Here is a 20,524-nt window from a genome sequence, read left to right as displayed (position 1 = left end):
GTACTCGCATAGGGTGCCGAACCTCGACCACCGCATCCGGGAGGCACGTTGACCACGCGACCCGTCGGCCCCGACGCCGTCAACGCCGAGGCCTGGCACACCTACGGCGACCACCATCTGCGGAGCGGCACGGTCCTGCCGGAGCTGGAGCGGTTCGACTGGGGACTCCAGGGCACCGGGCCGGGCGCGGAGATCCTCGGCGAGCTCGCCGGACGCCGCGTGCTGGACCTCGGATGCGGCCCGGCCCGGCACGCGGCGCATCTCGTGGGGGCGTACGGCGCCTCGGTGGACGCGGTCGACTCCTCCCCCACGCAGTACGAGCGCGCCCGCGCCCGCTACGGCTCCCTGCCCGGCCTGCGCCTGATCAGGGCCGACGCCGTCGAGCACCTCGGCACGGCGGAGCCGTACGACGTCGTCTACTCCGTCAACGCGGTGCCGTACCTCGATCCCCGCCGGCTGCTGCCCACCCTGGCGGCAGCACTCCGGCCCGGCGGGACGCTGTGCTTCACGGTGCTGCACACCAACTCCCCGGGCGAGGGCCCCTCGTCGGTCGTCGAGTCCCGGCCCGAGATCCTGCGGCTGGCCGGCGGCGGGGAGGTGACCGTGCGGATGTGGGTGCTGACCCCGGAACTCTGGACGGACCTGCTCGGCGAGCACGGCCTGCGGGTCGAGGGGATCGACGTCCTCGACGCGCCGGAGGAGGGCAACCACGCCTCGTACCGGATCTTCCGGGTGACCCGGCCGGTCCGGGTCTCCTCCCGCGAGCGCAGCGACCGCGGTCCGGTGCCGCACGCGGCGATCGGCGTCGGCGCCATCCTGTACGGGCCCCGCGGACTGCTTCTCGGCCGGCACCGGCGCGGGACCTGGGAGTTGCCGGGCGGCACGGTGGAGCCCGGGGAGTCGCTGGTGGAGACGGTCGTGCGAGAACTCCGCGAGGAGACCGGCATCGAGGCCCGCCCGGCCGATGTCCGGCTTGTCGGCGCGCTCCTCGACGACGTCGCCGGCGTGGTGCGGATGACCGTGGCCACCCGGGTCACCGCCTGGCGGGGCGAGCCTTCGGACCAGCCGGACGAACGCGTCGGGGACTGGCGCTGGTTCCCCCTGGACCGGCTACCGGAGAACCTCTTCGCGTGCAGCGCCCAGGGCCTGACCGCCTGGCGCCCGGACCTGCCGATCGACCACACTCCGGCCCACTTCACGCCGTACGCCGGTTAGGGCCCGGGGCTCTGCAACCCCCTCGCAACCTTCGCTCTGCTGCACTCGACGACCATGGACGAGGATTCCGCACGTGCCGTGTACGACGAGGTGCCGCGTGTCGAGGTCACGCCCGCGGCAGCCGAGCTGCTGCGCCGGTTGCGCGAGGCGCACGGGCCGCTGATGTTCCATCAGTCGGGCGGCTGCTGCGACGGCAGTGCGCCGATGTGCTTCCCGGAGGGCGAGTTCCGCACCGGCGGCTCGGACGTGCTGCTCGCCGAGCTGGACGTGCCGGGGGTCGAGGAGCCGGTGACGTTCTGGATGTCGAGGAGCCAGTACGCGGTGTGGCGCCACACCCGGCTGATCGTGGATGTCGTCGAGGGCCGGGGCAGTGGTTTCTCGCTGGAGGCACCCGAGGGGGTGCGTTTCCTGATCCGTTCGCGTGTGGTCGGCGCATAGCCGTCCCCTGTGTCATCGCTGTCTGATGCACTCTTCCTGAGTCCTGGGAAAAGGTGACGAGACATCAGGGAGAGCTGTGACGCATCGTCAAAGACGTTTCGGCGCAGGAAGATCGGTACTGACGTTTCTCGCGGCACTCGGCACGCTGGCCGGTGCGGCCCTGGTGGGGGCGGCACCGGCCGGCGCCGCGCCGGGGTGGACACGGCTCGCGACCGGCGTGCGGTACGAGGAGTTCGACATCGACGCGACCGCGGGGGTGACGCATGCCCATGTGATCGACGTGGACCTGAGCGATCCGCGGGTGCGGATGGAGCTGTTGTATCCGGGGGCGGTGGCCGCGCGGGCCACGGTGTCCCGGCTGGCCACCGCGCAGGGGGCGCTCGCGGGGCTGAACGGCGACTTCTTCAACATCACGGAGTCCCAGCACCCGGGCGTGGAGGCCACCGGAGCGAGTGTGGGCCCGGCGATCGCGCAGGGCCGCGCGCTCAAGGCGGCGGTGCCGAAAGGCCAGCGCTTCGGGCCCGCGCTGCCGTCCGGCACGAGCACCAAGGACGTGTTCGGCGTGGGCACCGACGGTCGGGCCCGCCTCGACGACCTGGCGCTCGACGGGTCGGTGTCCACGCCCGAGGGAAAGCTGACGCTCCGGGGGCTGAACCAGTACGCGCTGCCCGTGGGCTCGGTCGGGGCGTTCACCTCGGACTGGGGCAGCGCCTCCCGGGTGCGGTCGACCTGCGGGACGGACACCGACCGGGCCGCCCCGTGCAGCACGGACACCTACGAGGTGACGGTCCGCGCCGGGAAGGTCGTGGCCATGGCCGACGCCCCGGGCAGCGGACCGATCGCCGCAGGCACCACGGTGCTCGTGGGCCGGGAGGCGGGCGCACAGCACCTGCGGAAGCTGTCCGTCGGCGCGGCGGTGACGGTGCGGCACCGACTGGTCGCGGCCTCGGCGAAGCTCCCGTACCGCTTCGCGCTCGGCGGCTACCCGGTGCTCGACGACGGCCGCCCGCTGCCCGGCCTCGACGACACGACGTCGGCCGTGCGCACGGCCGTGGGTGTCGCGGACGGCGGACGGCGGCTGTATCTCCTCGCGCTGGACGGGGCGCCCGACTATCGCAGGGGGCTGACGATCGCCGAAGTGGCGGACACCATGCGGACGTTGGGTTCCGTCGACGCCTTCAGCCTGGACGGCGGGGGTTCCACGACCATGGCCGCCCGGATGCCGGGCACGAGTACTGTGGCCGCCCTCAACCACCCCTCCGGCGGCGCCGAGCGGCCCGTGCCGAACGGCATCGGGGTCTTCTCCACGGGCTGAGATCAGGGGCGCAGACTGCTGACGATGTCGGCCGTCGCCGTGAGGCCGCTGAAATCGCCACGGGCGGCCTCCTCCGCCACGCCGCCAGATCCGGCGTTCGGCCGCAAGTGTGGCGTGGCGGAGGGTTCGTCCGGGCGGCTGAAGGGTCCTCCGGACGAGTGGTGTCCTTACGTCTCCCGAGGCGCCTGTCGGTGGGCGTCCAGGAAGGCCTCCAGGCCCGCCAGGTCGTCGGTGTTGAGGTAGTCGACGCCGGCGGCGAGCAGCTCGGCCCACAGCGCGTCCCGGGCGGGGCCCGCGAGGTCCGGGGTGGCCCAGAACCGTACCTGCTGCCCGCGCGCGTGGGCCTGCTGGACGATGGTCCGCAGCTTCTGCCGCTCGGCGTCGGGGAAGGCGCCCTCGCCGAGCCAGGTGAAGTTGAGCGTCCAGTTGTCGCTGATCAGCGGGATGAGGGAGGCGGGCGCCGCGGTGCCGAGGTCGGTGAGCCGACCGTCGTAGAAGGCCCGGCGGACGGTCTGGGCCTCCATCGGGACACGGGCGGCGCGGTCGCCGGAGATCACGGCGGTCACCGGGCCGGGGACGACCTTGCCGTGCACGTACGTCGTGAACAGGTGCTTGTAGCGCCGCAGATGACGGTCGAGTTCGAGGTAGGTCGAGGACCCTTCGGTCTTGATGTCGACGAGCAGTTGCAGGGGACGGCGGTAACCCCGGTACACCGACCCGTGGTTGGCCTTGACGATCCTGGCCAGCGGGTCGAGGTACAGGGACTCCAGGGTGCGGGTCGGGTCGAGGTCGTCCACGGTGTGGCCGATGAGGAGCTGGTCGCCGACGAGGAAGATGTCGGCCTCGACGCTGCCGAAACGGTGGTCGAGGGCGTCGAGGAGGGGGCGCGGATGCTCGTAGTCGTTGTGGGCGTGTGCCCGCCACAACGGACGGGGGCCGTGCCTCTGACTGTCGGCCCAGGCGCTGCCGACCGGCGGGGCGAGTGTCGCCGCGACCGCGGCGCCGAGGGTGGTGAGGGCTCTGCGACGAGTGATGAGGGCCATGTTCTGCCTCCCTGTGGGGCGGGTCGAAACCACAGGGAGTATGGGGCACTTCGGCCCTCAATGAACCTGTACATGCCAGGAGTTGGCCGGACTGCCGCCGCCCGTTCACTCCCTCCGCGCGGGCGCACGTAAAAGCCCGCCCCAGGTGGGGCGGGCTTCACCGAGGTTCAGCGGGTGACGCTCAAGGTGCCTGGAGGTCGACGAGTTCGGCCAACCGGGCGCGATGCGCGCCCGCCGTGCCGTAGGCGATCGAGTCGGCCTTGGCCCGCTTCAGATACAGGTGCACCGGGTGCTCCCAGGTCATGCCGATCCCCGCGTGTAGTTGGAGCGCCTCCTCGGCGGCGTGCACCGCGGCGGATGCCGCGTAGGACTGCGCGACGGCGACCGCCACGTCGGCGTCCTCGCCCGTCGCGAGCGCGTCGGCCGCATTGCGGGCGGCGGCACGGAGGTTGACGACCTCCAGCCACAGCTGGGCGAGCCGGTGCTTGAGCGCCTGGAACCCGCCGACCGGCCGGTTGAACTGCTTGCGCTCCTTGAGGTAGCGCACGGTCTCGGTCAACGTCCAGTCGGCAAGCCCGAGTTGCTCGGAGGCGAGCAGTCCGGCGCCGGCCCGGAGCGCGCGGTGCACGGCGACTTCGGCGTCGCCCAGCAGGCGGCCCCGCGCCCCGTCGAGGGCGACGGTCGCGAGCGGACGGGTCAGGTCGAAGGAGACCTGCGCAGTGACGGTCGCGGAGGCGGCGTCCACCGCGTACAGCCCGCCGTCGTCCGCGGGCACGAGCAGCACGTCGGCCGCCTGAGCGTCCGCGATCGCCGTCAACTGCCCGTGCAGGGCCCCGCCTTCATGGCGTACGACCTTGTAGGCGCCGCCCGGAGCGACGTTCAGGGCGACGGCGAGGGCGCCGCTCTTCCGCCCGGACGCCAGCTCGGCGAGGAGGTCGTCGGCGTCGCAGGCGAGCAGGGCCTCGGTGGCGACGACCGCACTGGTGAGATAGGGCACGGGCGCGACCGCGCGACCCAACTCCTCCAGGACCACGGCGACTTCGCGGTGCGAGGCGCCCTGACCGCCCTTGTCCTCGGGCACCAGGAGCCCCGCGAGGCCCATGCCGTCGGCGAGGGCCTTCCAGGCCGCGAGGTCGTGCGGGGTGTCCGACTCGGTGCGGGCGATCACACCCGGCGCGTCGCAGTGGTCGGCGAGCAGGTCCCGTACGGCGGCCCGCAGCGCCTCTTCCTCCTCCGAGTACAGCAGGTCAGTCATCGGGAGAGGTCCTTCCACGCGACGTCCTTGTCGGTGCGCGGCTCGGCCGGGAGGCCCAGGACGCGCTCGGCGACGATGTTCAGCAGGACCTCGCTGGTCCCGCCCTCGATGCTGTTGCCCTTGGAACGCAGGTAGCGGTAGCCGGCGTCGCGGCCGGTGAAGTCCACCAGCTCCGGGCGCCGCAGGGTCCAGTCGTCGTACAACAGGCCCTCCTCGCCGCGCAGTTCGACCTCCAGGCCGCTGATCTCCTGGTTGAGGCGGGCGAAGGCGAGCTTCATCCCGGCGCCCTCGGGCCCCGGCTGTCCGGCGACGAGCTGCTGGCGCAGGCGCTCCGCGGTGAGGCGGGCGACCTCGGAGTCGACCCAGAGCTTCAGCAGACGCTGGTGCAGGTCCTGGGTGCGCAGTTCGGGGCGCTCGCGCCAGGTCTTCGAGACCGGGCCGATCATGCCGCCCTCGCGGGGCAGCCGCATGCCGCCGATCGCGACGCGCTCGTTGTTCAGCGTGGTCTGCGCGACCCTCCAGCCGTCGCCGACCTCGCCGAGCCGGCAGCTGTCGGGGATACGGACGTCGGTGAGGAAGACCTCGTTGAACTCGGCCTCGCCGGTGATCTGGCGCAGCGGTCGCACCTCGACGCCCGGGTCGGTCATGTCGCAGAGGAAGTAGGTGATGCCCGCGTGCTTGGGCACGTCCGGGTCGGTGCGGGCGATGAGGATGGCCCAGCGGGAGTTGTGGGCGCCGGACGTCCACACCTTCTGCCCGTTGACCACCCAGTCGTCGCCCTCACGGACGGCCCGGGTACCGAGCGCGGCGAGGTCGGATCCGGCGCCGGGCTCGCTGAACAGCTGGCACCAGATCTCCTCCCCCACCCACAGGGGCCGCAGGAAGCGCTGCTTCTGCTCCTCGGTGCCGTACCTGAGGATCGTCGGCGCGGCCATGCCGAGGCCGATGCCGTTGCGCCGCGGGTCGTTGTCGGGAGCGCCCGCGGCCTCCAGCTCGGCGTCCACGACGGCCTGGAGGGAGCGGGGCGCGTTCAGGCCGCCGAGCCCCTCGGGGTAGTGCACCCAGGCGAGCCCGGCGTCGAAGCGGGCCTTCAGGAAGTCCAGGCGGTCGGTCCCGGCCGGCGGGTGTGCGGCCAGCAACTCGGCGGTGCGGCGCTTGAGTTCGGCTGCGTCGGTCATGCCTGTGCTCCCGTGGGTACGACGGCGATCCGGCCGGTGGTCACCCCGTCACCGAGGCGCTGCACGGCGTCCGCAGCCCCGGCCAGCGGCACCCGCTCGCTGATCAGCGGCTTGATCGCACCCCGGGCGGCCAGTTCGGTGAGCTGCTCGTGGCAGTGCTGGACCAGCTTGGGGTTCTTGGTGTTGTACAGGCCCCAGTGCAGGCCCAGGATCGCGTAGTTCTTCACCAGGGCGTGGTTGAGACCGGGGCTCGGGATGCTTCCGCTGGCGAAGCCGACGACCACGATCCGCCCCTCGAAGGCGACGACCTTGGTCGACTGCGTGTAGGCCTCGCCGCCCACGGGGTCGTAGATCACATCCGCGCCCCGGCCCCCGGTGGCCTCCTTCACGGCGGCGACGACATCCTCGCTCCGCCGGTCCACCACCACGTCACAGCCCAGCTCCCGGGCGACGGCCGCCTTCTCGGCACCGCCGACGACACCGATGACGGTGGCCCCGGCCGCCTTCCCGAGCTGCACGGCCGCGCTGCCGACCCCTCCCGCGGCAGCGTGGACGAGCAGCGTCTCACCGGCCTCCAGGTGAGCCCGCCGGTGCAGCCCGAACCAGCCCGTCTGGTAGCCGATGTGCAGGGCGGCGGCCTCGGCGTCGTCCAGCGAGTCCGGCGCGGACAGCAGAGCGGCGGCGTCGGCGACGGCGTACTCGGCGAAACCGCCGTACGGCAGCGCGGGGTTGGCGATCACGCGGCGTCCGTCCTCGGTCTCGCCGCAGATCTCCACGCCCGGCGTGAAGGGCAGCGGAGGCCGGACCTGGTAGTGGCCGCGGCACATCAGCACGTCCGGGAAGTTGATGTTCGCGGCGCGCACCTTCAGCAGGACCTGGCCCTCGCCGGGCACGGGCTGCGCCACGTCCGCGAGGCGCATCACCTCGCTCGGCTCACCGTTCTCGTGCACTTGCCAAGCCTGCATGGGGGGCCTCCACGGGACTGCGTCGTCGTGCCGGGGGTCTGACCGGGGTCCTCCGCATACTAAGCGGTCGCTTGCCGATCAGGGAACAGCCCATGGGGAGAAAGTGTCGGCACCCACATTGCAAAAGTGCGTCCTACCGCAGGAGACGCCGTTCAGTGCTCAAGCCGGTGCGGATGGGACGGGTACACGCCCAGGATGCGTACCTCGGTGGAGAAGAACCCCAGTTCGTGCAGGGCGAGGGAGACGTGCTGCTCGTCGGGGTGGCCCTCGATCTCGGCGTAGAAGCGACTGGCGTTCACCCCCGCGCCGATCTGATAGCTCTCGATCTTCGTGAGGTTCACCCCGCTGGTGGCGAACCCGCCGAGCGCCTTGAAGAGCGCGCTGGGGATGTTGCGCACGGAGAAGAACAGGCTCGTCATCGTCGGTTCCCCGGTGTGCGGGGCCACGACGGACTCCCGGGACAGGACGACGAACCGGGTGGTGTTGTCCGGGTCGTCCTCGACCCCGGAACGCAGCACGTCCAGGCCGTACAGCCCGGCCGCCGCGGGCGGGGCGAGCGCCGCGTGCCGCGGATCCGCCAGCTCGGCCACCTCGCGCGCCGCTCCGGCCGTGTCGTCGGTGACGAGGGTGCGCCAGCCGCCGTCCCGCAACACCTTGCGGCACTGCCCGAGCGCATGCACATGGCTGCGCACGCACTCCACCTGATCCGGTGTCGCCCCGGGCACGCCCATCAGGTCGAAGCGGATGGCGAGGAAGTGCTCGGCGATGATGAACAGCCCCGACTCGGGCAGCAGATGGTGGACGTCCGCCACCCGGCCGGCCGCGGAGTTGTCCACCGGGATCACGGCGAGGTCGGCGGTGCCGAGCGTCACCGCGTCCAGAGCCTGCTCGAAACTCGTGCAGGGCTGCTCGGCGCACCCGGGGTACAGGGTGTGCGCGGCGGTCGCCGAGTTGGATCCGGGTTCACCTTGGTAAGCGACGGTCGTCACGGGGTTGGTTCTCTTGTCGTCGGGCGGCAGAAGCTCCGTAACGTATCAGGGAGGCTCCGCCCTCAGATCCAGGTGTCCAGCCACATCCTGGAGTGCCAGTCGGCGTACGGGATCGTCTCCCCGGTGTAGAGCGGGAAGAAGTAGACGAAGTTCCAGGCGATGAGCAGGACGAGGGCGCCCGCGGCCACCGCGCCCCGTGTCCGCCGTCCGCGGTCCGCCCCCGGTGGCCCCAGGATCGCGCCCACCGTCATCGCCACGGCCAGGCAGAGGTAGGGCACGAAGACGACCGCGTAGAAGGAGAAGACCGTACGGTCCTGGTACAGGAACCAGGGCAGGTAACCGGCGGCCACCGCGCACAGGACGGCGCCGGCCCGCCAGTCGCGGCGCAGTGCCCAGCGGAAGAGCAGGTAGAGCAGGGCACCGCACGCCGACCACCACAGGAGCGGGGTGCCGAGGGCGAGAACGGTCCGGGAGCAGTCGACCGCCGTGGCGCAGCCGTCCTGTCCGGGTTTCGGCGACTGGTAGTCGAACAGCACGGGGCGGCCCTGGATCAGCCAACTCCAGGGGCTGGACTGGTACTTGTGCGGGGTGTGCAGCCCCACGTTGAAGTCGTACACCAGGTACTCGTAGTGCCACAGGCTGCGCAGCGGGGCGGGGATCCATGACCAGGTGCCGCCGCGGCCGTCGGCCCAGTGGCGTCCGTAGCCGTCGTCGGACAGGAACCAGCCGGTCCAGGTCGCCAGATAGGTCGTCAACGCGACCGGGACCAGGGACAGGAGGGACCAGCCGAGATCCCTGTTCAGCACCGCCAGGTAGGGTCGGGGGGAACCGGCCACGCGGCGCGAGCCGACGTCCCACAGCACCGTCAGGAGCACGAAGAAGACCAGCACGTACAGGCCGTTCCACTTGGTGGAGGCCGCCAGCCCCAGGAAGACCCCGGCGGCGAGCCGCCAGGGACGCGGCCCGGTGCCGGTGTGGTCGGCGGTGTGCTCGTCCGGGCGCGCGCGGCCGTCCTCGCCGACCGGCAGCGCGGCCGCGAGCCGGCCCCGTGCGTGGTCCCGGTCGACCAGGAGGCAGCCGAACGCCGCCAGGACGAAGAACATGACGACGAGGTCCAGCAGGGCGGTACGGCTCATCACCACATGCAGACCGTCCACCGCAAGGAGCGCGCCGGCAAGGCAGCCCAGCAGGGTCGAACGGAACAGACGGCGTCCGATGCGGCACAGCATGAGCACCGACAGGGTGCCCAGGGCCGCCGTCATGAAGCGCCAGCCGAACGGGCTGAGACCGAACATCCACTCGCCGAGGGCGATCACCCACTTGCCCGTCGGCGGGTGCGCGACGAACGCCCCCGTGTCGGAGAGCGAGACGACCTGGGGGTGGGCGAGGATCTGCGGGTCGGCGATCTTCCGGTCCGGCCAGCTGCCCTCGTAGCCGAGGCGCAGCAGGGACCAGGCGTCCTTGGCGTAGTAGGTCTCGTCGAAGACCACGGCCCGCGGCCGGCCGAGGTGCCAGAAACGGATCCCCCCGGCCAGGACGGCGACGAGCACCGGTCCCAGCCAGTCCCACACCGACGACTTCGGAAAACGCGGAACGAGACGCTCGCGGAGGTCGGTTCCCGGCCGGGCCGCGTACCCGAACCGTCGAAGGCGCGCTGCCCAGTCCCGGGGCGCTGTCGTCGAAGGGGTGTCCACGACGGGGTCACAGGTCGTCACGTCGCTGCTCGTCACCGGGCGACCTGCCGTGCCGTCACGTGTGCCCGGGGCGGTATCTCGTCCATCCGGTGAACCTACCTGCCGGCAGGCGGAGTTCCTCACGTCTTCCGGGGACGGGCCCGTACGTGCATCCGCTCGCCCTGCGGCCCGAAGAGACTGAGGAACTCCGCGGGACCCTCCCCCGTCGACCCGAACCAGTGCGGCACCCGGGTGTCGAACTCGGCCGCCTCCCCCGCCGTCATCACCACGTCGTGGTCGCCCAGCACCACCCTCAGCCGCCCCGCCAGGACGTACAGCCACTCGTAGCCCTCGTGGGTGCGCAGCTCCGGCTCCTCCTCGCGGCGCGGCACCAGCACCTTGAAGGCCTGGAGGCCGCCGGGCTGCCGGGTGAGCGGCCAGAAGGTACGTCCGTGCCGTTCGAGCGGTGCGGACCGCACCCGGGGATCGCCGACCGGCGGGGCGCCGACGAGTTCGTCGAGCGGCACCTGGTGGGCCTGGGCGATCGGCAGCAGCAGCTCCAGGCTGGGCTTGCGCAGGCCGGACTCCAGCCGGGAGAGCGTGCTCACGGAGATGCCGGTCGTCTCCGAGAGGGCCGCGAGGGTCACCTCCCGGTCCTTGCGCAGCCGCCTGAGCCTGGGTCCCACTTCGGCGAGAACGTCGTCGGTAGTCATACCCGTATTGCAGAATCGGCAAAGTTGTTTGTCAATCCCGCGCCCGCGGAGCGACCGTGGCGGCATGACCGAGACATACGGCGAGACATACGAAGTGATCGTGATCGGCGGCGGCGCGGCAGGCCTGTCCGCCGCCCTGGTCCTGGGCCGGGCCCGGCGTCACACCCTGGTCGTCGACGCGGGCGAACCGCGCAATGCGCCCGCGGCCCACATGCAGGGCTTCCTCACCCGGGACGGCATGCCGCCCGCCGAGTTCCTGGCCATCGGCCGCGAGGAGATCAAGGGCTACGGCGTCGAGCTGGTCCAGGACCGGGTGGTCGAGGTCGCCCCGGGCTTCGCCGTGACCCTGGCGAGCGGGCGGGTGCCCAGGGCCCGTCGCCTCGTCGTCGCGACCGGCCTCGAGGACGAGCTCCCGGCCGTACCCGGCGTCGCCGAGCGCTTCGGCAAGGACGTCCTGCACTGCCCCTACTGCCACGGCTGGGAGGTCCGCGACCAGGCCTTCGGCGTGCTCGCCACGACCCCGCTGAGCGTGCACCAGGCGCTGATGGTCTCCCAGTGGTCGAAGAATGTGACCTTGTTCCTTCACCAGGTCACTGAGGAGGCGCTGACGGACGACGATCTGCGCCGGCTGGCCGCGGCCGGTGTCGGCGTGGTGCCCGGGGAGGTCGCCGAGCTGGTCGTGACGGACGACCGGCTCACCGGCGTACGACTGCAGGACGGCACGACGCACGCGCGCGAGGTCGTCTTCACCGCGCCCCGGGCCGTCCCGCGCACCGGCCTGCTGGAGCGGCTCGGCGCCGAGCTCCAGGAGACGCCCTTCGGCAGCTACCCCGTGGTCGACGGGAACTGGCAGACGACCGTGCCCGGTATGTACGCCGTGGGCAATGCGGCCGGCTTCGGGGAGCAGGTGATCAACGCGGCGAGCGCGGGTTACCGGGCGGCGGCCACGATCAACGGGGAGCTGCTGATGAGCGACCTCGACGCGGCCGTAAAGGCATAGCCGGGGTGCGGTCGGGGTGTGGGCCCGCCGCCTCCGGTGCAGGATGGCTGCATGCTGCTTGCCCGGCTGGCCCACGTGTCCCAGGAGGTCGCCGCCACCTCGGCGCGGTCCCGGAAGATCGCACTCCTCGCCGAACTGTTCCGGGACGCCGAGGCGGACGACGTCCCGATCGTCATCCCCTACCTGGCCGGACGGCTCCCGCAGGGCCGGCTCGGCGTCGGCTGGAAGGTGCTCAGCCGCCCGGTCGCCCCGGCCGCCGAGCCGACCCTGACCGTGCGCGAGGTGGACGCCCTGTTCAGTGAGCTGGGCAAGGTCGCGGGTGCGGGCTCGCAGGCCGAACGGGTCCGGCTGGTGGGTGAGTTGCTGGGTGCGGCCACCGAGGACGAGCAGCGGTTCCTGTTCGGGCTGATCAGCGGGGAGGTACGGCAGGGCGCGCTGGACGCGGTCGCCACGGAGGGGCTCGCCCAGGCGACGGAAACACCTCCCGCCGACGTACGCCGTGCCGTGATGCTCGCGGGCTCCCTCCAGACGGTGGCCGAGGCCCTGCTCACCGACGGCCCGTCCGCGCTGGACCGTTTCCGCCTCACCGTCGGCCGCCCGGTCCTGCCGATGCTGGCGCACAGCGCTTCCTCGGTGGCCGAGGCGGTCGACAAGCTCGGCACCTGCGCGGTCGAGGAGAAGCTGGACGGCATCCGCGTCCAGATCCACCGGGACGGGGATGCCGTACGGCTGTACACGCGCACCCTCGACGACATCACCGACCGGCTGCCCGAGCTGACGGCCGCCGCACGGGAGTTGAGGGGCGAGCGGTTCATCCTGGACGGCGAGGTGATCGCCTTCGACGAGGACGGGCGGCCCCGTTCCTTCCAGGAGACCGCGGGCCGGGTCGGCTCCCGCGTGGACGTGACGACGGCCGCCGAGGCGGTTCCCGTCTCCCCCGTCTTCTTCGACGCGCTGTCCGTCGACGACCGCGACCTCCTCGACCTGCCCTTCGCCGAACGGCACGCGGAGCTGGCCCGGTTGGTGCCCGAGCCGATGCGGGTCCGGCGCACACTGGTGTCCGGGCCGGACGAGATCCCGGCGGCCGAGGAGTTCCTCGCCGAGACCCTGAAGCGCGGCCACGAGGGCGTCGTGGTGAAGTCCCTGGACGCCCCCTACAGCGCGGGCCGGCGCGGCGCCTCCTGGCTGAAGGTCAAGCCCGTCCACACCCTCGACCTGGTGGTGCTGGCCGCCGAGTGGGGCCACGGCCGCCGCACCGGCAAGCTCTCCAACCTTCACCTCGGCGCCCGCACGGCCGACGGCGGCTTCGCCATGCTCGGCAAGACCTTCAAGGGCATGACCGACGCGATGCTCACCTGGCAGACCGAACGGCTCCAGGAGCTGGCCGTCGACAGCAACGGCTACGTGGTGACCGTACGGCCCGAACTCGTCGTCGAGATCGCCTACGACGGCCTCCAGAAGTCGACCCGCTACCCGGCCGGAGTCACCCTCCGCTTCGCGCGCGTGGTCCGCTACCGCGAGGACAAGCGGCCGGAGGACGCCGACACGGTGGAGACGCTGCTGGCCGCGCATCCCGAGGTGAGGCCGTGAGGACGAGCGCGGGCCTGCTGTTGTTCCGGCACACCGGCGACGGCCTGGAGGTATTGCTGGGCCATATGGGTGGCCCGTTCTTCACCCGGCGGGACGCCGGAGCGTGGACGGTTCCGAAGGGCGAGTACGAGCCGGACTCGGAGTCGGCCTGGGCCGCTGCCCGCCGCGAGTTCCAGGAGGAGCTCGGGCTGCCGCCGCCCGACGGGGAGGCCGTACCGCTGGGTGAGGTCCGGCAGACGAACGGCAAGGTCGTCACGGCGTGGGCGATCGAGGCGGACCTCGATCCGGCGGCCGTGGTCCCGGGCCTGTTCAGCATGGAGTGGCCACCGAAGTCCGGGCAGACGCGGGAGTTCCCCGAGCTGGATCGGGTGGAGTGGTTCGGCCTGGACCGGGCCCGGGCCGTGATCGTCAAGGCGCAGGCCGCGTTTCTCGACCGGCTGGCTGAGCACTCGGGCTGACGTCCACGCGTTGCGGTCGCCCCCGCCGCGCGGGAAGGTCGAAGCACAGCCAGGACTTCAGGAGGTCGGTCATGCCCATCGCGACGGTGAACCCGGCGAACGGCGAGACGCTCAAGACGTACGAGGCCATGGGCGAGGAGGAGATCGAACGCAGGCTCCAGCTCGCCGAGGCGACGTTCCGCACCTACCGAACGACCTCCTTCGCGGAGCGCGCCCGTCTCCTGAACCGGGCCGCCGAGCTCCTCGACGAGGCCCAGCAGGACATCGCCCGCGTCATGACCACCGAGATGGGCAAGCCGGTCAAGCAGGCCCGCGCGGAGGCCGCCAAGTGCGCCAAGGCCATGCGCTGGTACGCCGAGCGCGCGGAGTCGCTGCTGGCCGACGAGGAGCCCGCCGAGTACGACGTCAAGGACTCCGGCGCCTCCCGGGCCCTGGTCCGCTACCGGCCGCTGGGGCCGGTGCTCGCGGTGATGCCGTGGAACTTCCCGCTGTGGCAGGTGGTCCGCTTCGCCGCTCCCGCCCTGATGGCGGGCAACGTCGGCCTGCTCAAGCACGCCTCGAACGTGCCGCAGACCGCGCTGTTCCTGGAGGACCTCTTCCATCAGGCGGGCTACCCGGAGGGCTGCTTCCAGACCCTGCTCGTCGGGTCCGGCGCGATCGACGACATCCTGCGCGACGAACGCGTCAAGGCGGCCACGCTCACGGGGAGTGAGCCCGCCGGGCGGGCCGTGGCGTCCACCGCCGGGAACATGGTGAAGAAGACGGTGCTGGAGCTCGGCGGCAGCGACCCGTACATCGTGATGCCGTCCGCGGACATCGACCGGGCCGCCCAGATCGCGGTGACCGCGCGGGTGCAGAACAACGGGCAGTCCTGCATCGCCGCCAAGCGGTTCATCGTGCACACGGACGTCTACGACCGGTTCGCCGAGCGGTTCGTCGAGGGCATGAAGGCCCTCAGGGTCGGCGACCCGCTGGAGGAGGACACCGAGGTCGGGCCGCTCTCCAGCGAGCAGGGCCGGGCCGACCTGGAGGAACTCGTCGACGACGCCAGGCGCAGCGGGGCGAGCGTGCTGTGCGGCGGGCAGCGGCCGGACGGGCCGGGCTGGTACTACCCGCCGACCGTCATCGCCGACGTGAGCCGCGAGATGCGCATCCACCGCGAGGAGACCTTCGGGCCGGTGGCCACGCTGTACCGGGCGGACGGCCTCGACGAGGCGGTGCTGATCGCCAACGACTCGCCGTTCGGGCTGAGTTCCAACGTGTGGACGCGGGACGAGGCCGAGGTCGACCGGTTCGTACGGGATCTGGAGGCCGGCGGGGTGTACGTCAACGGGATGACCGCCTCGCATCCGGCGTTCCCCTTCGGCGGGGTCAAGCGGTCCGGCTACGGGCGTGAGCTGTCCGGGCACGGAATCAGGGAGTTCTGCAACATCACCACGGTTTGGCACGGAGCGTGACGCTTGCGCGGCTAACATCCCGGGTGTGAACCGCGAAGTGACTCTGCCTCTGATCGTCGATGACCGCGGGACCCTGCAGGTGGCTGCCGCCGATGTGAGCAAGTTGCTCCGCAGTCTCGGCGGGCGGTGGTTGCACCTGGTCGAGGCCGGCGCCGACGGGCTGGACGAGGACACGGTCGCCGCCCTGACCATCGAGCTCGCGAAGCTGGCCGACCGGATCGACGTGGCCTGTATCGCGCACAGCAGCGGTGGGGCGCCGTAGAAGGTGCCGTCTCGGCTTCGGCCCGCACTACGGCCGGGGCGTCCCGCCCCGGCCCAGCGCCGTCAGCGGATGGACATGCCGGACAGGGTCCGGGCGATGACCAGTCGCTGGATCTCGCTCGTGCCCTCGAAGATCGTGTAGATCGCGGCGTCCCGGTGCATGCGCTCCACGGGGTACTCCCGGGTGTAGCCGTTGCCGCCCAGGATCTGGACCGCCTGCGCGGTGACCTTCTTCGCCGTCTCACTCGCGAAGAGCTTCGACATCGAACCCTCGGCGGCGGTGAACTGCTTGCCGTTGATCGCCATCCAGGAGGCACGCCAGACCAGGAGTCGGGCCGCGTCGATGGAGGTGCGCATGTCCGCGAGCTGGAAGGCCACGCCCTGGTTGTCGATGATCGGGCGCCCGAACTGCTCACGCGTCTTGGCGTAGTCGAGGGCGACCTCGTACGCGGCCCGGGCGGTGCCCACGGCCATGGCGCCCACGGCGGGCCGCGACGCCTCGAACGTGGCCATCGCCGCGTTCTTCACGCGCTCACCGCCGCTCTTCGCCCGCTCCCGGGCCCGGGCGAGGCGCTGGTCCAGCTTCTCCTTGCCGCCGAGGAGACAGGAGCCGGGCACCCGGGCGTTGTCCAGCACGACCTCGGCCGTGTGCGAGGCACGGATGCCGTGCTTCTTGAACTTCTGCCCCTGGGACAGGCCCGGCGTGTTCGGCGGCACGATGAAGGACGCGTGACCCTTGGAGCCGAGCTCGGGGTCGACGACCGCGACGACCACATGGACGTTGGCGATACCGCCGTTGGTCGCCCAGGTCTTGGTGCCGTTGAGCACCCACTCGTCCTTGGCCTCGTCGTACACGGCACGGGTGCGCATGGAGGCCACGTCGGAGCCGGCGTCCGGCTCGGACGAGCAGAACGCGGCGACCTTGACATCGTTCGCGTCGCCGTACATCTGGGGGATCCAGGTACCGATCTGCTCCTCGGTACCGTTGGCGAGAACGCCGACAGCGGCGAGACCGGTGCCTACGATCGACAGGGCGATGCCCGCGTCGCCCCAGAACAGCTCCTCCATCGCCATCGGGATACCGAGCCCGGTGGGATCGAAGTACTGCTGGGCGTAGAAGTCGAGGGAGTAGATGCCTACCTTCGCGGCCTCCTGGATGACCGGCCAGGGAGTCTCCTCACGCTCGTCCCATTCGGCGGCCGCGGGGCGGATGACGTCGGCGGCGAAGCCGTGCAGCCAGTCCCGGACCTCCTTCTGTTCGTCGTTGAGCTCCATGGTGAACTCGGCCATGTCCCCTCCAGCGGCGACGCACGTGCGTGTTACTTGCGGTAACCCGAGTCTGTTACCCACGGGTAGGAAAAGTCAACTCCCGATGACCAGTCAGCAGCCTGTTCGATGTCAATCGCCTGCCGGGTGTTAGTTTGCGCAGGCGTTACCGATTCAGTACGGGTGGGGAGAGCTCATGGACACCACACAGCGGACCGATCAGCAGCGGTCCGCCGACCGCCGTCGGCGTGAACTGCTGGAGGCCGCGGACAGAGTGGTGCTGCGCGACGGGCCGCAGGCCTCTATGAACGCGATCGCCGCAGAGGCCGGCATCACCAAGCCGATCCTGTATCGGCACTTCGGTGACAAGGGGGGACTCTACGCCGCCCTCGCCAAGCGGCACACGGATGCACTGCTGGACTCGCTCCGGGCCGCGCTGGACGCTCCGGCGGAACGGCGTGAGCGGGTCGAGGCGACCTTGGACACGTACCTGGCGGCGATCGAGGCCCGGCCTCAGGTGTACCGGTTCCTGATGCACCCCGCCGACGGGGGCCAGGTCGGGGACCAGGGGTTCGATGTCGGCAAGCATTCCGCGCCCCTGCTGCGGAGGATGGGTGAAGAGTTGGGGCAGGTCATCGAGGAGCGGCTGGATCTCGGGCCCGGGAGTCCGTTGCTGGCGCGGGTGTGGGGGCACGGGATCGTCGGGATGATGTATGCGGCGGGTGACTGGTGGCTCGGGGAACGGCCTTGTCCGCGGGCGGAGTTGGTGCGGAGTCTGGCGGATCTGTTGTGGGGGCGGCTCGCTGCGGCGGGGGACAAGGTGGGGGGGCCGGGGTTCTGAGGGTCGGCTTTCGACTGCCGGCCGGTGGGGGCTGGTCGCGCAGTTCCCCGCGCCCCTAGGTGGAGTCGGTCTCCCTGCGCCAAGATGCCCGCCCTGCTTGGCGTAGCAGCCTGCCGCGGCGCCAGCCCTTCACGCGGTCCGCGTAGACCTTGCCCTCCATGTGGTCCATCTCGTGCTGTAGGCATCTCGCGAAGAAGCCCGTGCCGTCGATCGTCACGGGCTCCCCCGTCATCGTGAACCCCTCCACCACCGCGTGGTCGTGACGTTCCGTCCCTGCCTCCAGGCCAGGCAGGGACAGGCAGCCCTCGGGGCCTCTCAGCACCACACCGTCCGTCTCGACCAGGCGTGGGTTCACCACATGTCCGAGGTGGCGGATCTCGTCGTCGTCCGGGCAGTCGTAGACGAAGACGCGCAACGGCACGCCGATCTGGTTGGCGGCGAGGCCCACGCCCTCGGCCGCGTACATCGTCGCGAACAAGTCCTCCACCAGGGTCGCCAGTTCGGGGCCGAAGTCGGTGACGTCCTCGCAGGGTGTGTGCAACACCGGGGTGCCGAGCAGGGTGACCGTGCGGACGCGCCCCCGCGTGCCCGGAATCGAGCCGTTTCGCATGGCCGCAAGGGTACGGCGATTCGGGAGTGCCTACGGATCTCGATAGGCTGAGGTCCACACCACGTGGCCGGAGGCTGAGGCGCGGCGCGTACGCAAGGAGGATCGAGATCTGATGACAGGCAACTCGGACCCGCTCTCGCCGCGGGCCAAGCTGGCCGTGACGGCGGGCAAGGCCGTCGCGGCGGCATCCCGAGCCGCGGGTCGCGGCAGCGGTTCGGTCATCGGCGGCAAGGTGGCCCTCAAACTCGACCCCGACCTCCTCGCCCGGCTCGCCCAGCACCTGGACGTCGTCCTCGTCTCGGCGACCAACGGAAAGACCACCACCACCCGGCTGATCGCGGAGGCACTGGGCGCCGCCGGGCCCGTCGTCTCCAACGCCCTCGGCGCCAACATGCCCGCCGGCATCACCTCCGCCCTCGCGGGCGGCTCGGACGCCCGCTACGGCGTCATCGAGGTCGACGAGAAGTACCTCGCCGGCGTGGCCCGCGACACCGACCCCAAGTGCATCGCCCTGCTGAACCTCTCTCGCGACCAGCTCGACCGCGCCGCCGAGACCCGCATGCTCGCGGAGAATTGGCGCGAGGGGCTCGCGGGTTCAAAGGCCGTCGTCGTCGCCAACGCCGACGACCCGCTCGTCGTGTGGGCCGCCTCCTCCTCCCCCAACGTCATCTGGGTCGCCGCCGGACAGATGTGGAAGGACGACGCCTGGTCGTGCCCGTCCTGCGGTGGTGTGATGCAGCGGCCGGGCGACGACTGGTTCTGCGGCGAGTGCGGGTTCCGGCGGCCGACGCCCAGTTGGGCACTCTCCGGTGATCATGTGCTCGACCCGCACGGGTCCGCCTGGCCGATCCACCTCCAGCTGCCCGGCCGTGCCAACAAGGCCAACGCGGCTTCCTCCGCCGCCGTCGCCGCCGTCTTCGGCGTGCCGCCGCAGGTCGCCCTGGAACGCATGTACCAGGTGCAGGCCGTGGCCGGCCGCTACGACGTGGTCCAGTTCCTGCAGCGCGACCTGCGGCTGCTGCTCGCGAAGAACCCGGCCGGCTGGCTCGAGACGTTCAGCCTGATCGACCCGCCGCCCACCCCGGTGATCCTCTCCGTCAACGCCCGCGGCGCCGACGGCACCGACACCTCCTGGCTGTGGGACGTCGACTACACCCGGCTCACCGGCCACCCGATCTGCGTGATCGGCGACCGGAAGCTGGACCTCGCGGTGCGACTCGAGGTCGCGAACCAGAACTTCCAGGTCTGCGACAACCTCGACCAGGCCGTGCAGATGAGCCCGCACGGCCGTATCGAGGTCATCGCGAACTACACCGCCTTCCAGGACCTGCGCCGCCGCGTCGGCAACTGAGACACAGGGGACTTTTGTGAGCGACAACAGCCTGCGGATCGTCTGGATCTACCCCGACCTGCTCAGCACCTACGGCGACCAGGGCAACGCCCTCGTCATCGAGCGCCGGGCCCGTCAGCGGGGCCTCGACGTGGCCCGCCTGGACGTGCGCAGCGACCAGCCGATCCCGACCTCCGGCGACATCTACCTGATCGGCGGCGGCGAGGACCGGCCCCAGCGGCTCGCGGCCGAGCGGCTGCGCCGGGACGGCGGTCTGCACCGGGCCGTCGGCAACGGCGCGATCGTCTTCTCGGTGTGCGCCGGCTACCAGATCCTCGGCCACGAGTTCATCAACGACCTCGGCCAGCGCGAGCCCGGCCTCGGCCTGCTCGACGTGATCTCCGTGCGCGGTGAGGGCGAGCGCTGCGTCGGTGACGTGCTCGCCGACATCGACCCGCGCCTCGGCCTGCCCCCGCTGACCGGCTTCGAGAACCACCAGGGCGTCACGCACCTCGGCCCCACCGCCCGTCCGTTCGCCAACGTCAAGCTGGGCAAGGGCAATGGCACCGGGGACGGTACGGAGGGGGCGTACAACGACACGGTCTTCGGTACGTACATGCACGGCCCCGTGCTCGCGCGCAACCCGCTCATCGCCGACCTGCTGCTGAAGCTCGCGCTCGACGTGAACGCACTGCCGCCGACCGACGACCGCTGGTACGAGGCCCTGCGCAACGAGCGCATCACGGCCGCTCAGCAGCCCGCCTGAGCAGGAAGTTCACCTGGGTTCCAGACGTCCGTCACCGGCCCGTCTGACGCATGGACCGCACAGGTGAGCGGACTCGTCCAGCAGGCGGACGCGTGCTACGGCCCCGCCCCCCTGTGCCGCTAGGGTGGCGGGGTTCGAGCCGGACGACGTGGTCCGGACCC

Annotated in this window: 20 protein-coding genes; 11 read left to right on the top strand and 9 right to left on the bottom strand. The window is 71.4% G+C overall.

Annotated features, from left to right (window positions below):
* Positions 1–48: 48 nt before the first annotated feature.
* From ACIBJB_RS20220 to ACIBJB_RS20210, 3 genes are all read left to right on the top strand, one after another.
* Positions 49–1,215, top strand: coding sequence for a bifunctional class I SAM-dependent methyltransferase/NUDIX hydrolase (locus ACIBJB_RS20220; RefSeq protein ID WP_398932326.1), 1,167 nt, complete (start codon positions 49–51; stop codon positions 1,213–1,215).
* A gap of 54 nt (positions 1,216–1,269) precedes the next feature.
* Positions 1,270–1,653, top strand: a complete 384-nt coding sequence (locus ACIBJB_RS20215; RefSeq protein WP_398932324.1) for a DUF779 domain-containing protein — start codon at positions 1,270–1,272, stop codon at positions 1,651–1,653.
* 76 nt (positions 1,654–1,729) lie between these two features.
* Complete coding sequence (locus tag ACIBJB_RS20210; RefSeq protein WP_398932322.1) at positions 1,730–2,968, top strand: phosphodiester glycosidase family protein; 1,239 nt, start codon at positions 1,730–1,732, stop codon at positions 2,966–2,968.
* Positions 2,969–3,135: 167 nt separating this feature from the next.
* Here the strand turns inward: ACIBJB_RS20210 and ACIBJB_RS20205 are convergent, their stop codons facing one another.
* The 7 genes from ACIBJB_RS20205 to ACIBJB_RS20175 form a co-directional block, all read right to left on the bottom strand.
* Positions 3,136–4,011 (bottom strand): phosphatidylinositol-specific phospholipase C/glycerophosphodiester phosphodiesterase family protein, encoded by an 876-nt coding sequence (locus tag ACIBJB_RS20205; RefSeq protein ID WP_398932320.1) that lies wholly within the window; start codon positions 4,009–4,011, stop codon positions 3,136–3,138.
* Between the two features lie 181 nt (positions 4,012–4,192).
* Positions 4,193–5,266, bottom strand: a complete 1,074-nt coding sequence (locus ACIBJB_RS20200) for an acyl-CoA dehydrogenase family protein (protein ID WP_398932317.1) — start codon at positions 5,264–5,266, stop codon at positions 4,193–4,195.
* Positions 5,263–6,444: an acyl-CoA dehydrogenase family protein gene (locus ACIBJB_RS20195; RefSeq protein WP_398932314.1), complete on the bottom strand. Its 1,182-nt coding sequence runs from the start codon at positions 6,442–6,444 to the stop codon at positions 5,263–5,265. The genes ACIBJB_RS20200 and ACIBJB_RS20195 overlap by 4 nt, the downstream gene beginning before the upstream one ends.
* A complete protein-coding gene (locus ACIBJB_RS20190) occupies positions 6,441–7,409 on the bottom strand; it encodes an NADPH:quinone oxidoreductase family protein (protein ID WP_398932312.1) in 969 nt (322 codons plus the stop codon). The genes ACIBJB_RS20195 and ACIBJB_RS20190 overlap by 4 nt, the downstream gene beginning before the upstream one ends.
* A gap of 152 nt (positions 7,410–7,561) precedes the next feature.
* Positions 7,562–8,398: a prephenate dehydratase gene (locus ACIBJB_RS20185; RefSeq protein WP_398932310.1), complete on the bottom strand. Its 837-nt coding sequence runs from the start codon at positions 8,396–8,398 to the stop codon at positions 7,562–7,564.
* Between the two features lie 62 nt (positions 8,399–8,460).
* Positions 8,461–10,128, bottom strand: coding sequence for a dolichyl-phosphate-mannose--protein mannosyltransferase (locus ACIBJB_RS20180; RefSeq protein WP_398932308.1), 1,668 nt, complete (start codon positions 10,126–10,128; stop codon positions 8,461–8,463).
* An 83-nt stretch (positions 10,129–10,211) separates the two neighbouring features.
* Complete coding sequence (locus ACIBJB_RS20175; RefSeq protein ID WP_398932306.1) at positions 10,212–10,784, bottom strand: helix-turn-helix domain-containing protein; 573 nt, start codon at positions 10,782–10,784, stop codon at positions 10,212–10,214.
* Positions 10,785–10,848: 64 nt separating this feature from the next.
* Here ACIBJB_RS20175 and ACIBJB_RS20170 point away from each other — a divergent pair, with 64 nt between their 5' ends.
* The 5 genes from ACIBJB_RS20170 to ACIBJB_RS20150 all read left to right on the top strand — a co-directional run bounded on the left by ACIBJB_RS20170 (position 10,849) and on the right by ACIBJB_RS20150 (position 15,551).
* Positions 10,849–11,784 (top strand): NAD(P)/FAD-dependent oxidoreductase, encoded by a 936-nt coding sequence (locus ACIBJB_RS20170; RefSeq protein WP_398932303.1) that lies wholly within the window; start codon positions 10,849–10,851, stop codon positions 11,782–11,784.
* Between the two features lie 51 nt (positions 11,785–11,835).
* A complete protein-coding gene (locus ACIBJB_RS20165; RefSeq protein ID WP_398932301.1) occupies positions 11,836–13,374 on the top strand; it encodes an ATP-dependent DNA ligase in 1,539 nt (512 codons plus the stop codon).
* Positions 13,371–13,832, top strand: a complete 462-nt coding sequence (locus tag ACIBJB_RS20160; RefSeq protein ID WP_398932299.1) for an NUDIX domain-containing protein — start codon at positions 13,371–13,373, stop codon at positions 13,830–13,832. Before ACIBJB_RS20165 ends, ACIBJB_RS20160 begins: the two co-directional genes overlap by 4 nt.
* A 71-nt stretch (positions 13,833–13,903) precedes the next feature.
* Positions 13,904–15,289: an NADP-dependent succinic semialdehyde dehydrogenase gene (locus tag ACIBJB_RS20155; protein WP_398932297.1), complete on the top strand. Its 1,386-nt coding sequence runs from the start codon at positions 13,904–13,906 to the stop codon at positions 15,287–15,289.
* A 25-nt stretch (positions 15,290–15,314) separates the two neighbouring features.
* Positions 15,315–15,551 (top strand): DUF6213 family protein, encoded by a 237-nt coding sequence (locus ACIBJB_RS20150; protein ID WP_007380390.1) that lies wholly within the window; start codon positions 15,315–15,317, stop codon positions 15,549–15,551.
* 62 nt (positions 15,552–15,613) lie between these two features.
* Here ACIBJB_RS20150 and ACIBJB_RS20145 read toward each other — a convergent pair whose 3' ends face one another.
* Positions 15,614–16,840: an acyl-CoA dehydrogenase family protein gene (locus ACIBJB_RS20145; protein ID WP_398932295.1), complete on the bottom strand. Its 1,227-nt coding sequence runs from the start codon at positions 16,838–16,840 to the stop codon at positions 15,614–15,616.
* 172 nt (positions 16,841–17,012) lie between these two features.
* Between ACIBJB_RS20145 and ACIBJB_RS20140 the strand changes: the two genes are divergently transcribed.
* On the top strand, positions 17,013–17,657 hold the full coding sequence (locus ACIBJB_RS20140) for a TetR family transcriptional regulator (RefSeq protein WP_398932293.1): 645 nt from the start codon (positions 17,013–17,015) through the stop codon (positions 17,655–17,657).
* 55 nt (positions 17,658–17,712) lie between these two features.
* On the opposite strand, the gene def is transcribed toward ACIBJB_RS20140, so the two are convergent.
* Positions 17,713–18,267 carry a peptide deformylase gene (gene def, locus ACIBJB_RS20135; RefSeq protein WP_398932291.1) on the bottom strand — a complete coding sequence of 185 codons (555 nt, stop codon included), beginning with the start codon at positions 18,265–18,267 and terminating at the stop codon, positions 17,713–17,715.
* A 112-nt stretch (positions 18,268–18,379) separates the two neighbouring features.
* Between def and ACIBJB_RS20130 the strand changes: the two genes are divergently transcribed.
* Together ACIBJB_RS20130 and ACIBJB_RS20125 are read left to right on the top strand one after the other, a co-directional pair.
* On the top strand, positions 18,380–19,618 hold the full coding sequence (locus ACIBJB_RS20130) for a MurT ligase domain-containing protein (protein WP_398932290.1): 1,239 nt from the start codon (positions 18,380–18,382) through the stop codon (positions 19,616–19,618).
* Between the two features lie 16 nt (positions 19,619–19,634).
* Positions 19,635–20,363, top strand: a complete 729-nt coding sequence (locus ACIBJB_RS20125) for a type 1 glutamine amidotransferase (RefSeq protein ID WP_398932288.1) — start codon at positions 19,635–19,637, stop codon at positions 20,361–20,363.
* The last annotated feature ends 161 nt before the right edge of the window (positions 20,364–20,524 follow it).

The sequence above is a fragment of the Streptomyces sp. NPDC050759 genome (assembly GCF_044456945.1).
GTDB lineage: Bacteria > Actinomycetota > Actinomycetes > Streptomycetales > Streptomycetaceae > Streptomyces.
The sequence above is the reverse complement of the archived record's forward strand: the minus strand, read 5'-3'. Positions and strand labels throughout refer to the sequence as shown.